Here is a 13,209-nt window from a genome sequence, read left to right on the forward strand (position 1 = left end):
GTGGCCAATCTAATCAATCTGGAGAACGTGTCCAAGACCTTCGGGCTGAAGACACTGCTCGACTCGGTGAGCATCGGTGTCCAGACCGGTGACCGGATCGGTGTCGTGGGACTCAACGGTGGTGGCAAGACCACGCTCCTTGAGATCCTCGCCGGTATCGAACCACCTGACGCCGGTCGTGTCTCCCATACCGGTGACCTCCGTATGGCGGTGGTGACGCAGCGGGCGAATCTGACCGACACCGACACCGTCGCCGATGTCGTGCTGCGTCCACTCGGGTTGGACACCTATGAATGGGCGTCCCAGGCCCGGGTCCGCGAAGTTCTCAGTGGACTGGGCATTGTTGATCTCGGACTGGACACACCCGTCGGCCAGTTGTCCGGTGGCGAACGGCGTCGGACCAACCTCGCGGCGGCCATGGTCCGGGATCTGGATCTGCTGATCCTCGATGAGCCGACCAACCATCTCGACATCGAAGGTGTCCAGTGGCTCGCCGCTCACCTTGTCGCACGCAGGTGCGCTCTCGTCGTCGTCACCCACGACCGTTGGTTCCTGGATACCGTGGCAACTCGCACATGGGAGGTACACGACGGTGTCGTGGACGCCTACGAAGGGGGGTACAACGATTGGATGTTCGCCCGGGCGGAGCGGGCGCGGCAAGCCGATGCGATCGAGCAGCGGAGGCAGAACCTCGCGCGCAAGGAACTCGCGTGGCTCCGCCGCGGTGCCCCCGCGCGGACCTCCAAGCCCCGCTACCGCATCGAGGCCGCAGAAGCGTTGATCAGCAACGTGCCCGCACCTCGCGACACCGTGGAACTCATGGCCTTCTCCCGGAAACGTCAGGGGCGTGTGGTTGTCGAGCTCGAGGACGCGACGATCACGACGCCGGACGGGCGGGAGCTCGTCCGCGGGCTCACCTGGCGGCTCAATCCCGGCGAACGCATCGGTCTCGTGGGGGTGAACGGCTCCGGGAAGACGACCCTGTTACGCACCATCGCCGGGGAGCACGAACTCGCGGAGGGACGCAGGATCGAGGGTAAGACGGTCCGCCTCGGATGGCTGCGGCAGGAACTCGATGACCTGGATCCGAATCAGCGGCTCCTCGAGGCTGTGGAGGAGGTCGCGAGCTACGTACAAATGGGTAAAGGTGAGCTGAGCGCCTCACAGCTCGCTGAGAGGTTGGGTTTCTCCGCGAAACGGCAACGCACCCCGGTCGGTGATCTGTCCGGTGGTGAACGGCGCCGACTGCAGTTGACCCGGGTGCTCATGGCGGAGCCGAACGTGCTGCTGCTCGACGAGCCGACCAACGACCTCGACATCGACACCCTCCAGGAACTGGAGAGTCTGCTCGACGGTTGGCCCGGCACCCTCGTCGTGATCTCGCACGACAGATACCTCATCGAGCGGGTGTGCGACAGCACGTGGGCGCTGTTCGGTGACGGTGACCTGACCAACCTTCCCGGTGGGATCGATGAGTATCTGCAACGTCGGGCGCGTGCGGAGGCGGAAGGCAACACGGGGGTCCTGAACCTGGGATCCGCCAATGGCCTCAAGGAATCGGTTACCGAGGAGGTGGACGGTGACACCGGTGGAAGCGACAGAAAAATGTCCGCAGCGGAGGAGCAGAGGCTGACGAAGGAGATGCGGGCGGTAGAACGGAAGATGGGCAAGCTCCAGGCGCGGCAGGCTTCGATCGCGGCTGAAATGGCTGAGGCGGCCGAGAAGCTTGACCAGTCGAAACTCGTTGAGCTCAATGTGCGCAGAGTCGAGCTGGAGGGGGAGATCGATCAGCTGGAGACTCAGTGGATGGACCTGGGGGAGGCCCTAGAGGGCTAATGGCGTTACCCCCGTATTGGGGGGAGGGGTAACGAAACTCTGCGCTGCCTACGCAATGCGTTAAACTGACGCCTACATAAGAGAAGGCTAAAAGCCGAAGGGTGTTCGCGAATACTCGCGACCGGCTGTGTTGCGGAAGGTGGTGTCCGGTTGGGTTCGGAGGAGGTTCGAGGTGTGGAAGCCACCTCGAATTCGGACGGGCGCGGCCGCTACACCAGTTGTCCGTACAGGCTCTGGTCGCTCATCGTCCTTCTCTCGCTCACGGCGCTAGGGGTCTTCGTGGGGACGGACGTGCTGCACGCCAAGGACGGCCGGTCATCCCTCACCGAGCAGATGCCGAGCCCCGGGTCGCTGGGCAGTGAGGAATCCGGGATGGAGACCCGCCTGCCCTACTCGCTTCCAGAATGCGACGGTTCCGGGATCCTGCTCCTTGGCGACTATGCCACGGTCGAAGATGTCGGAACGGCCATGACCAAGACTCTGGGTGCAACCTACACCTCTTCAACGGCGTGCGGTTCCCTCGGCGGGGACGACAGCACCCCCGAGTACTTCGTCGTATACCTCCCTGTCCTGGGGGACAGGGACGATCTCTGCCAGGCTCTCGAGAACACCCGTGCGCGGCTCGATACACCGGTCAGGGCGACGCTTCTCGATGACGAACCCCACACCACCGGCAGCCTCTGCCCCCAGGTTGCGGACTGACCTGGCGGGTCTCGTGCAGGTTCCCGCGCGCAAATCCAGCTGCACTGATGACATCATGGCGCTGCGTTAGAATCGGGAACCATGATCCTCATCAACGTTCGCTTCATCGTCCAGCCCGAGCACGCCGACAGTTTCCGGGAGACTGTCGCACCATTTACCGCCGCGACCCGGGCTGAGGACGGCTGCCTCTTCTTCGACTGGTTCCGGTCGACCGACAAACCGAACGAGTACATCCTCGTCGAAGGTTTCAAGGACGATGCCGCCGAGCCCCACGTGAACTCGGATCACTTCAAGCAGGCATGTGAGCTCTTCCCGACCGTTCTCGTCGAGACCCCGCAGATCATCAACACCCTCATTGAGGGGAAGACCGAGTGGGACCGGATGGCCGAGTTCAGCGTTGACTGAGTCCCCGATTCCAGTGTGCTCCGGAGCAGGGCCGTAAGTATGCTGACTGCGCCTACCTGTCAAGGGTAGGCTGGTCAGCATGGGTAAAAAGGATTCCAAGAAACCGCCGAAGCTGTCCAAGAAACACTATGAGGCAGAGCTGAAGAGGCTACAGGCCGAGCTCGTCGACATGCAGCAGTGGGTTGTCGAGACCGGGGCTCGGGTGGTCGTCGTGATGGAGGGACGCGACGCTGCGGGCAAGGGCTCCGCCATCAAACGGATCACCCAGTACCTGAATCCCCGCACCTGCCGCATTGAAGCCCTGCCCGCACCCAGTTCCCGGGAACAGGGACAGTGGTACTTTCAGCGCTACGTCGAGAGGTTGCCCACCGCCGGTGAGATCGTGATTTTCGACCGATCTTGGTACAACCGCGCGGGAGTGGAACGGGTCATGGGATTCTGCACCTCACAGGAGTACCGCCGGTTCCTCCACCAGGCCCCCATCTTCGAGCGGCTGCTGGTCGAGGACGGGATCATGCTGAGGAAGTACTGGTTCAGTGTCTCGGATGAGGAGCAGGTGAAGCGCTTCACCTCCCGTCGCGAGGACCCGCTGCGCCGCTGGAAGCTCTCGCCGATGGATCTGCAATCGATCACTCGGTGGGAAGACTACTCCCGGGCTAAAGACGAGATGTTCATCCACACCGACATCCCTTCCGCTCCCTGGTACACGGTGGAGAGCGAGGACAAGAAACGGTCCCGGATCAACGTCATCAGCCACCTGCTGTCGACGATCCCCTACGAGAAGATCGATCGCCCGCTCCCGGAGATCCCGAAGCGTCCCCAGTCGACGAACGACTACGAACGTCCCCCGCGCAGTGATTTTCGTTATGTTCCGGACGTTGCCGCGGAGCTGGAACTCGTCCGGAAAAAGCAGAAGAAGGAAGCGTCCAAGACTTCGAAGAACGACCGGAAATCGGGGAAGAAGAAGTAGTATCCGCCTGAGACGGAAAATCCCTGGGGTCCATCCCCGGGGATTTTCCGTGCGGAAACCGTGGCGCAGTCGTGGCGGGATATGACAGACTTCGTACATGAAACAACGTCCCACCCAGAATCTCGTCAACGCGTTCGTCCGACACACCACCGGTGTGCTCGAGCTGAATCGGCCCAAGGCCTTGAATTCCCTCAATCACGAGATGGTGGACATCATCTCGGAAGCTCTGGAGAAATGGCGGGACGATGATTCCGTGCACCGCGTCGTCATCTGTTCCTCGTCCGAGCGCGGTTTCTGTGCGGGTGGAGACGTCCGCTCCTGCCGTGAGGAGGGGTTGGCCGGGGACTTCGACTCCGGTGACCGATTCTTCCGCGCTGAGTACGAGATGAACCGGCAGCTCGAGGAGTTTCCGAAAACAGTAGTCGCGGTCATCGACGGCGTCGCGATGGGAGGTGGGCTCGGCGTGTCAGTCCACGGTTCCCACCGGGTCATCACCGAGAAGGCGTTCGCCGCGATGCCGGAGATGGCCATCGGATTCATTCCCGATGTCGGCACCACCTGGATGATGCAGCGCATGGTCGGGGAGACCGGCGAGGCTCTCCCTGAGCTCGCCACGTTCCTCGGCATCACCGGATGGCGCCTGACACCCGCGGACATGCTCTGGTCCGGTCTCGCCACGGACCTCATCGCCTCCGTGGACGTTGACCGGTTCATCGACACCGTCATCGCCGAGTCCCTTGATGATGCGCTTGAGCAGTACGCGCGCCCCATTGACTTCGTGGACGCCGGGGAACTCGAGGGACTCCTCCCCGACATCCGGGCCACCTTCGGGCACGATTCCTGGGCGGACATCGACCGCGCACTGAACTCTCACGGCAACTCCGATTTCGTGGCTCGGGTCCGGGAGCTGATGGCGAAATCCAGCCCCACCTCCGTCGTCGCGGCAGCCGAACTCTACGCGGCGAACCGCGGGGCGCGGGACATCGCGCACGCCCTCGACAACGAGTACGCACTGGGGGCGGTACTCCGGCGGGAACACGATTTCTCCGAAGGCGTGCGCGCTGTGCTCGTGGACAAGGACCGGAACCCGACCTTCGATCCGTCCGACACCGGGGACGTCGACGTCGACTTCTACCGGACGATCCTGAATCACCGCTAGGACGCGGAACTCAGCGACGATGTATGCATGCTGCGAGTTTGTCAAGAACGTGCAGCGTGCTACGAAGTGGTTTTCCACCATGCCCGGAAAACCGGCCACCAACTCTGCGCCGCAGGCGAGCGCATGACCGACGCGGCCATCATCGACACCGATGAGCACGCTGAGACCGTCATCCAGTGTCACCGCGTGGAGGGGCGAGAAAGTGAGATGCCTCAGCTGCGTGACCGCCAGACAACGGACCGTCGTGTGCGTGGACACATCACTCAATCCAAGGCCAGCCCAGGCACATCTACTGCTCCGGGAGGTGCCACAAGCGGTGATCGCAAAACAACGAGCCACCATGGGGGCGCACGGGTGGACAGGAAACCCCACAACGCTGGAAAACACATCCCAACGACGACTACGCAGAAGCACAACTGAAGAAACGAGAAGCAGCCAATGTGCTGAAGTAATTCAGCACAGATGAGGATAAGGGTCGTGCTTTAGCCGATATAGCCTCGTGGAGAGGGTCTGGTTATAATCCTTCCAGTGTGGAAGTCGCGCGAAAATCAAAAATGAGGACTGTCTGTGTGGAGGGCTAATGAGCAGTGGAGCGGGCTAGGAATCTCTCGCAAACGTGGGTTTCCTAAATTCCGTTATTAAATGGCGGACTCGTAGGTAATATGCGGTTCCCCTGCATCAGACCCGTGTAAATTCCAGCTGTATCACTAACGCTTTTGTGAATGCCGGACAAAAAGAGCAGTCATTGCCGCAGCCACCACTGTTGCCGGCCGCGGATCATCGACGCCCAATAAAGGCAACACACTCCACGCCACACCAGCTACCACCAGCACAGCTAGTACGAGGGTAATCAAGCTCTTCATATCACTTCAGTCTCTCCTACTTATATAGGTGAACCTCGAGGGAGCGCATCAACTACCAGCACCAGATGTGGGAGTCCACCCCGGTAACAATACCACCGGTGACTGCGGTCGGTCCGGCACCAGCGAGACAGTCAACTCCAGTAAACCAGGTGTCAGCTGCGTACTCCGCAACTCACCACCACCACCGGCCACAGCATTTTTACCAACGTGCCCCCAGTGCCCAAAATGGCGTGTACACGATGGAACGGTAACCGCGATAGCGCGGTCTGAAATCTGGTTAGAGGTGAGAGTTGCACTGCTACCCGAACTATATTTCAGCTAGGTAGAAAGTACATCCACGACAGTTCCGATGGAAAATACAACGTTGATACATCGATTGATGTTTGCGCCACTAGGTGTGAAACGATTATCCTCGCTGGGGTTGCCACGATATTCCCACCTTCCTGTTCGACGGTCTGAACATTCGCCCTATGCTCGTTTGTTGCCGTAGCTTATGCGGAAATACTCACTCCAACGGACATGGCAGTAGATAGGGCAGCTACCTCAACGGGGGTTGTTGCTTGTCGCCGCCCTTTTTTCGAATAAATTGTTAAACGGACCCCACTTCCAGAATGGAAAAATAGGCTACTTTGCTTGATTCTTCTTTTCCCCTCTTTACTCGGTCCTCAGGGCCTAATCGTTGGTCGGGTGGTGGTCAGACCGTCGCTGGCCGCTTTTGCTGTTCAGCGGGGACATTGACTGTCTTGTGGACCTTCATCCAGACGGTGAACCCCCAAATGACGAATGCCCCGTACACCAGGTACAGCACAGCGGAGGGGTAGTAGCCGGCGATGAGTAGCAGGGGGACGCCGACGATGTCGACGCCTATCCAGATGAGCCAGAACTCGGTCCAACCACGGGCCATCCCGTAGGTCGCGAGTACGGAACCGGTGAAAATCCAGGCGTCGGCCCACGGACCCCAGGACCCTAGCGCCGAGAAGATCATCGCGAAACCGATGGTGCCGACGATGCCGGCGACTAGCAACCCGAGGCGTTCGCGTCTCGTGGCCCAACGGGGCTGGACTGCAGCGGTGTCCTCGTGGGGCTCGGTGACGATGGATCGGGAGGGATCGGTCTCCGCAGATTCCCGCAGACCCCGCTTCCGTGCCCGGGACCATTGGTACCAGCCGTAGATGGAGACGATAAGGAACATGACCTGGCGGCCGGCCTGACCGTAGAGATCCAGGGCCTGAGGGGTGTTGAATACCCCGCCGAGGAATACGGTGAACAGAAGCAGGTTGCCGACGATACCGATGGGCCAGGCCCAGACGACGCGTTTCATTCCGCCGTAGGCACTGGCGAGGCCGAAGGCGTTACCGATGATCTCCCGCCAGAGGATGGGGACGCCGCCGATGGAGACCGTCGCGTCAAGTAGATCGGTGAAAGGATTCATGGTTCTCCCTGATGTGAAAGCGGGGTGTGGACATGGATCCTCGGGGCTGAAAAACCGCACCGGCACGGTGTACGCCGGGATCACCGTGAGAACGGGTCGCCGACATCCGGGGGTACCGGACGTGCAGGTTCTCTCTCATCCGGACTATGACCGTCGGCTCCGGAATCACACCGGATCTGCTGACCCACCGCACGGTGACCGTGTGATGGCGCTCGCGGGCTACACCGTGAAGGTGTCACCGCCGGTGGGGACTTCCACCCCGCCCTGAGAACACCGACAAGCCTAGCCGGTCACCCGGTCGTCGCGTTCAGAACCCCACCATCTGCGGAAAAGCGGACGGTCACCGTGCCGTCCTGTGTCTGCAGTGATACGGAATCCCGGGAATCAGGTGTGGCGCGAATCCCGAGGTTCCGGAACCTCGCGTATGCGGCGACTGCCCGGCTTGCATCGATCCCTCCCAGATCGGCGCCGCGGATCGTGTTGATAACCGCGGTCACCGCCGCCGTGGTGGGGGGCGGAAGAACAAGGTCACGGTTGGTAAAGACCACGATGGCCCAGGTATCGGCGGTGAACTGCACGGTGGAGTGGAACCACTTGTCGAGAACCGGTTTTGCCGCGGAGACGAGATCAAGCTCCCGGGCGAGCGGCAGAGGAAGCGTCGGGGCGACCAATACCGGGATACCCTCGCGGCGGCCGAATTCCCGGACCTGGTGGCAGTCGGTCGTACCGGGTGTCGCGGAGATGTTCCGATCGGCCCAGCCCCAGCACCAGGTGTCACCCGTGACCGTAGCCAGAACGGTTCCCTGGACTGGTGCCACGACACCGTCCGGTGTCCGCAGGGTGATTCGCCCCGCCTCGAGGTCGACGGTGACGGCGGCGCCGGGGAAGACTGCATCCAGGTACATCTGCGATTCAATGGAGTTGAGCAGAGCATCCGATCGGACCTGGTCGATGTCGAGTCCACCCGCAATGTCCCGCAGACGCCCGTTTTCCACCCGGGCGGAGGCTCCGTCGGAGAAGTGCCACACAGACCCGTCGACCCGGACACCCAGGCCCCTGATCGCTGCGAAGCCGGACAGCGCGCGGTCGATATCGTCGGTCGCCCCCGGCGTCCCGGCTGCGGTGATCAGCGCGGTACGGGTGTCTCCGAAGGGTTGCGGTGGGTCGAGGCACACGACTGCCGTTGTCCCGTCCGACATCGGGGCCAGCAGCCCCGGGGTGCATCCGTGAAGGGTGCGGGCTGCGGCGAGGAGCTCATCGCTGGGGGCCTGGGGGCCGGACAGCTCGGGAATCTCGAACCGTGTAGCCGCATCGGCGACGATGTCGCTGCACCAGGTCCAGATCCCGTCACGGATCTCCGCGACGATGGTTCCCGTGGTGGCGAGATCCGGAGCTCCGTGTCGTGCCGCGTGGACCTCCATCCGGTCGCCGGCGCGGTTGAAATCGATTCCCTTGGTATCCCTGAGGGAGGACACGAAGGCCGCGTCGGCGTCAGCGCAGGCGATCGCGCCGTCAGCGACGATCTCCGCGAGTGTCCGTGGTGCGGGATGTTCCATGGGTGGTGTGCTCCTTCGGTGGTTTGTGTCTCCACTCTAACCGCGGGCACCCGACGCTCATCGGTAGTCGACCCTGTATTAGCCTGAGCGGTGCAGTTGTAATCGCAGCAGTGGAGGACTTCGCAGCAGATGGACATCCGTCTTGATCCCCTGTCCGACGTTCCGATCTTCATGCAGCTCCATGACGCAATCGTGTGCGCCATCGCCCGCAGCGAGATCGTCCCGGGGGAGCACCTGGATTCAGTGAGGTCAGTGGCCGCTTCCCTGGGGATCAACCCGGCGACCGTGAAGAAGGCCTATGACCTGCTCCAGTCGGATGGGATCATCGAAACGAGTCACCGCTTCGGCAGCGTGGTCCAGGCCCCTGGGAAACCCGTAGCAGGGGCTGTGGAGCGCCTGGTCGTGGAGCTCCGTGTGCTCGTCGCGCGGGCGCGTTGTCAGGGGATTGCCGGATCCACTGTGCTCGATCTAGTGGAGGCGGAGCTCAACCGCACCTGACCACCGTGCGGGGTGTATATCTGATTCACGCCGCCCCGGACCACAGCGAAGGCCCTCCTGAGGAGGGTGATCGGGTCATCGACGTCGCGACCGTGCCGGAGCTCGAACTCGTGATAGATCAGCGCGGTGAATCCGGAGTGGAGGGTCGCGTGAACGGCGACGATGTCCTCGAATCCGGTCAGTCCGAGTCGTTCGGTGAGGATCCGGTCGACAGCGTCACGGAGGGTCGCGAGCTGATGCTCACCGGCATCGGCGGGGTTCGTGGACAGGAGAGCGCGTGTCAACCGGTCGAGGGCGAGGAAGGAGTCCACACCGGCGGCCCCTGAAATCGTCTCGCCGATGATCAGCTGTTCCACGGCGGAGATCGGGTCGCTCCCTTCGGCGAGCTCGGCGAGCTTCTCGCCGAGCTTCTCCATGCTGGATTCGATGAATGTGAGCAGTGCCTTTTCGCGGGAGTCGAAGTAGTTGTGGAACGTACGCTGTGAGACGCCTGCGGCCGCCGTAATGGCGGCGACGGTCATGCCCTCGACCCCGTGCTCGTAGGCGAGTTCGGCGGTGCAGCGGGCCAGGGTGGTGCGGGTGGTCGCCTTCTTCGTCTCGCGTATTCCGGTCATGCATCAAGTTTAACGCGCCGGTCATCGGCAATCCGTCGGGCGGTGACGACACCGGTTGTCGTGTGAAGCGTGTTAGACACCTCACTTCGGGGGTGGGCGACGAACGCTTCAACAGGTGCCCGGAAGGATCCTCCGGTGGAGCGTTGCCGGTGGTGCGGATCGTTCGGTACGGTCCCGGTATCAATTCCGCAGTCGCCTGCGAGTCATGCGGCCTGCAGTGACGTGAGGTTGTTCATATTCGTCGAGACGTGCTCGACTTTTCAGGGTAGGAACTCTTCAGACATGGGAAGCATATCTAAATGAGGGCCCTATGCAGTGGTGGGGCCCAAAAGCTCTATTGGAGTCAAAATACGTAAGGCTCAATTAGATGATTATCTTGATGGGTGGCGGGGGTAGCTCAAATAAAATCGGGAGCGCATCCACGTTCCTCTGGGCCTGGTATTCCTCCGGCGGTTTGCCAACCTCCGCACCGGCCCGTACACACGTTCACCGGGGGCCGATCGGCCCCATATCGAGAGGACTGACCATGTCCACGGTCGAACAATCCGGGTCAGGTAACACGGTGAAACCGGACCCGGTTACGCTCCACACCCTCAAGGCCGGCTCGGGTGGAGTGATGGTCCGGACCGCGGCTGCGTAGGCGGCGTGCTGAGCTCGGTTTCCGCGATGGATCGCGGATTGAGGTCGTACAGACCTGTTCAGGAGGAGCCCGAGTCGTCCGGATCGGGCAGTCCCGCTACGCCCTCGACAAGCGGACCGCCACCGACATCTACATCAGCTGAACATCTCCCCTCCCCATGGTCGGTGCAGCACACCGCAGGCCACCAGTGCTCTCCTCATGACTGAATCGAACGGACACCATGAACATCCATACCAGCCGACCACAGAGCCACGGCGCCTCCTGCCACGGTGGCGGAGGGCTCGCTCCGGCGCCACCCGGAATCCCCGTCGTGGCTCTGGTCGGAGCCCCGAACGCCGGGAAATCCACGCTGTTCAACGCTTTGACAGGGGCCCGGGCTGTGATGGGGAACTGGCCGGGGACCACGGTGGAGGGCTGCCGTGGACGCTGGCGCGCCGGGACCGCGAAGGACCGCACCGTCGACGTCATCGACTTCCCCGGTGCCTACTCACTCGATCCGATGAGCCCCGACGAGGAGTTCACCCGTGCGAAGCTCATCGATGATCCCGTGGATGAGCGGCCCGACGCGGTTCTCGTCGTCGACGCCGCCAACCTCGCCTTCTGCCTCTACCTGGTCGCCCAGATCGCGGAGGAGCCCTACCGTATCGTCGTGGCGCTGACGAAGCTCGATGTCGCCGCGTCCCGGGTATCTCCGTCGACGTCTACGCACTCTCCCGTGCCGCGGGTGTTCCGGTTGTCGCAGTGGATCCGCGCCGCAACGAACTGTCCGATCTGACGAACACGGTCGCCCGGGAACTCGCGCGGAGTTCCTGCTGTGTGTCTCCGGTCCGTCCGGTCGCGACGGCGGACGGTGCAGAGACGGATGAGGAGGACGCGGACTTCGCCCGGGAAGACGCCCGCTTCGCGTGGGTGGATGGGGTCTGCCGGGATGCCGTAACCAGCGGTCCCGCCGCCAACAGCGTGTCCGACCGGATCGACCGGGTCGCCCTGCATCCCGTGTCGGGGCCCCTGGTGTTCCTCGCGGCCATGTGGCTCGTGTTCCAGATCACCACGACCGAGGCCGCACTGATGCAGGACTACCTGGACGGGCTGTTCGGTGAGCCCGTCACCGACGGCGCGCTGTGGATCATGAACACCATCGGCCTCACCTGGGAACCCCTGCGCGGATTGGTCACCGAGGGGACAGATCGGAGGCGTGGGCATGGTGCTGACCTTCGTGCCACTCATGGCGCTGATGTTCCTCTGCCTGGTGGTGCTCGAGGATTCCGGCTACATGGCCCACGCGGCGGTGGTCGCCGACCGCCTCATGCGCGCCATCGGTCTGCCCGGGAAGGCCTTCATCCCGCTGATCGTCGGCTTCGGCTGCAACGTGCCGCCGATATCGGCGACCCGGGTACTCGGCTCCGCGCGCCAACGGCTGGTCGCCTGCCTGCTGGCCCCGTTCACCTCGTGTTCGGCCCGTCTCACGGTCTACGTCATGGTCGCCAGCGTGTTCTTCCCCGAGCATTCTGGGACCGTGGTGTTCGTGATGTACTTGATCTCCATCGGGCTCGTGGTGCTCACCGGACTCGGGCTGCTCACCATGGTCTGGCGGACACTCGGTTCCGAACCCCTCGTCATTGATCTCCCCGTGTACCAGCTTCCCGGCCCCAGGCTGGCGCTGTCCGTGATGTGGATGCGGCTGAAGGGCTTCCTGCACACCGCGGGACGCATCATCGTGGCCACGGTCATCGTCGTCTGGGCGCTCCAGTCCACCCCAGTGATCGGGGGAATACGAGGACCTGCCTCCCCAGGACAGTGCCTACGGTGCCGTGTCCTCGACGATGGCCCCGGTGTTCGAGCCGCCGCTTCGATTCCTGGTCGCTCACTGGGGTCCTGATCACCGGCTTAGTCTTCGTAGCGAAGGAGGCGGTCATCTCACCGTGGGCGCAGACCTACGCGGTCGAGGACCCCACGGACGCCGATCCGGAGGAGCAGGCCGAGAGTCCGCTCGCGGCCGTGATCCGGGTGGACTTCGCCGAGGCCTCCGGCGGGTACGCCCTGGCCGCGGTGGGGGCCTTCAGATCTTCCTGCTGGCGTACACACCGTGCGTGGCGACGCTCGCGGCCCAACGGCGCGAGATTGGGCTGTGGTGGACGGTGGTCGGGACGGTCGTCCAGCTGACCGGTGCCTGGGCACTGGCCGTCCTGGTGTTCAACGCACTCAGACTGGTGCTGTACTGGCGTGGCCGTTGACGAGGGTCTCCGAGGCGATCTCCCACGGAGCGGTGAACCGGCGGGCCATCGTCCGTGAGACTGGACTGGACGCCGACCTGGTCGATGCTGCGATCGAGCGTCTGGAGCGGATGGGGAGGCTGTCCCGTGCGCCCCTCGGCGCGGTCTGCTCCGGGGGCGGGTGTTCCGGGTGTCCGGACGCCGGGTCCGGGGGCGGATGTGCCCCCGGCGGGGGAACGACCGGGCCGGTGGCCCTGGTTCTGCGGCGCCGGGGCGGTGGCCCGGCCCCCGGTTACTGAGTCGGCCGCCGACCGGTTCCTG

General features: G+C 63.1%; 11 protein-coding genes, 1 pseudogene and 1 riboswitch. Of the genes and pseudogenes, 9 read left to right on the forward strand and 3 right to left on the reverse strand.

Going from position 1 to position 13,209, the window contains the following annotated elements; all coding sequences use genetic code 11:
* The 5 genes from JDV76_RS03345 to JDV76_RS03365 all read left to right on the forward strand — a co-directional run bounded on the left by JDV76_RS03345 (position 1) and on the right by JDV76_RS03365 (position 5,072).
* Positions 1-1,836: an ABC-F family ATP-binding cassette domain-containing protein gene (locus tag JDV76_RS03345; RefSeq protein WP_198735472.1), complete on the forward strand. Its 1,836-nt coding sequence runs from the start codon at positions 1-3 to the stop codon at positions 1,834-1,836.
* A 174-nt stretch (positions 1,837-2,010) separates the two neighbouring features.
* Entirely contained in the window at positions 2,011-2,538 is a 528-nt protein-coding gene (locus tag JDV76_RS03350) for a hypothetical protein (protein ID WP_198735473.1), read from the forward strand.
* Between the two features lie 81 nt (positions 2,539-2,619).
* Positions 2,620-2,943 carry a putative quinol monooxygenase gene (locus tag JDV76_RS03355; RefSeq protein ID WP_198735474.1) on the forward strand — a complete coding sequence of 108 codons (324 nt, stop codon included), beginning with the start codon at positions 2,620-2,622 and terminating at the stop codon, positions 2,941-2,943.
* Positions 2,944-3,022: 79 nt separating this feature from the next.
* Complete coding sequence (ppk2, locus tag JDV76_RS03360) at positions 3,023-3,913, forward strand: polyphosphate kinase 2 (protein WP_198735475.1); 891 nt, start codon at positions 3,023-3,025, stop codon at positions 3,911-3,913.
* 97 nt (positions 3,914-4,010) lie between these two features.
* Complete coding sequence (locus JDV76_RS03365; protein WP_198735476.1) at positions 4,011-5,072, forward strand: enoyl-CoA hydratase/isomerase family protein; 1,062 nt, start codon at positions 4,011-4,013, stop codon at positions 5,070-5,072.
* Positions 5,073-6,629: 1,557 nt separating this feature from the next.
* Here JDV76_RS03365 and JDV76_RS03370 read toward each other — a convergent pair.
* Entirely contained in the window at positions 6,630-7,367 is a 738-nt protein-coding gene (locus JDV76_RS03370; RefSeq protein WP_198735477.1) for a nicotinamide mononucleotide transporter family protein, read from the reverse strand.
* A 123-nt stretch (positions 7,368-7,490) separates the two neighbouring features.
* Positions 7,491-7,643, reverse strand: a riboswitch (FMN riboswitch).
* Between the two features lie 14 nt (positions 7,644-7,657).
* Positions 7,658-8,923: a DUF6882 domain-containing protein gene (locus JDV76_RS03375; protein WP_198735478.1), complete on the reverse strand. Its 1,266-nt coding sequence runs from the start codon at positions 8,921-8,923 to the stop codon at positions 7,658-7,660.
* A gap of 129 nt (positions 8,924-9,052) precedes the next feature.
* Between JDV76_RS03375 and JDV76_RS03380 the strand changes: the two genes are divergently transcribed.
* On the forward strand, positions 9,053-9,421 hold the full coding sequence (locus tag JDV76_RS03380) for a GntR family transcriptional regulator (RefSeq protein WP_198735479.1): 369 nt from the start codon (positions 9,053-9,055) through the stop codon (positions 9,419-9,421).
* Here JDV76_RS03380 and JDV76_RS03385 read toward each other — a convergent pair.
* Complete coding sequence (locus tag JDV76_RS03385; RefSeq protein WP_198735480.1) at positions 9,361-10,035, reverse strand: TetR/AcrR family transcriptional regulator; 675 nt, start codon at positions 10,033-10,035, stop codon at positions 9,361-9,363. The two genes, JDV76_RS03380 and JDV76_RS03385, sit on opposite strands and share 61 nt — an antisense overlap.
* Positions 10,036-10,667: 632 nt before the next feature.
* On the opposite strand from JDV76_RS03385, the gene JDV76_RS03390 reads away from it, so the two are divergent.
* The 3 genes and pseudogenes from JDV76_RS03390 (at position 10,668) to JDV76_RS03400 (ending at position 13,187) form a co-directional block, all read left to right on the forward strand.
* Positions 10,668-10,817, forward strand: a complete 150-nt coding sequence (locus JDV76_RS03390) for a FeoA family protein (RefSeq protein ID WP_198735796.1) — start codon at positions 10,668-10,670, stop codon at positions 10,815-10,817.
* 78 nt (positions 10,818-10,895) lie between these two features.
* Positions 10,896-12,909, forward strand: a pseudogene (gene feoB / locus JDV76_RS03395) (ferrous iron transporter B).
* The gene (locus JDV76_RS03400) at positions 12,906-13,187 is read left to right on the forward strand and encodes a FeoC-like transcriptional regulator (protein ID WP_198735481.1); all 282 of its coding nucleotides are present in this window, start codon (positions 12,906-12,908) and stop codon (positions 13,185-13,187) included. Before feoB ends, JDV76_RS03400 begins: the two are co-directional and overlap by 4 nt.
* Positions 13,188-13,209 lie beyond the last annotated feature (22 nt).

The sequence above is a fragment of the Corynebacterium marambiense genome (genome assembly GCF_016342275.1).
GTDB lineage: Bacteria > Actinomycetota > Actinomycetes > Mycobacteriales > Mycobacteriaceae > Corynebacterium > Corynebacterium marambiense.

Excerpts from the sequence above, each read along its gene's own strand:
- JDV76_RS03355 (WP_198735474.1), top strand. The coding sequence starts at position 2,620 with ATGATCCTCATCAACGTTCGCTTCATCGTCCAGCCCGAGCACGCCGAC.
- ppk2 (WP_198735475.1), top strand. The coding sequence starts at position 3,023 with ATGGGTAAAAAGGATTCCAAGAAACCGCCGAAGCTGTCCAAGAAACAC.
- JDV76_RS03365 (WP_198735476.1), top strand. The coding sequence starts at position 4,011 with ATGAAACAACGTCCCACCCAGAATCTCGTCAACGCGTTCGTCCGACAC.
- JDV76_RS03370 (WP_198735477.1), bottom strand. The coding sequence starts at position 7,367 with ATGAATCCTTTCACCGATCTACTTGACGCGACGGTCTCCATCGGCGGC.
- JDV76_RS03375 (WP_198735478.1), bottom strand. The coding sequence starts at position 8,923 with ATGGAACATCCCGCACCACGGACACTCGCGGAGATCGTCGCTGACGGC.
- JDV76_RS03380 (WP_198735479.1), top strand. The coding sequence starts at position 9,053 with ATGGACATCCGTCTTGATCCCCTGTCCGACGTTCCGATCTTCATGCAG.
- JDV76_RS03385 (WP_198735480.1), bottom strand. The coding sequence starts at position 10,035 with ATGACCGGAATACGCGAGACGAAGAAGGCGACCACCCGCACCACCCTG.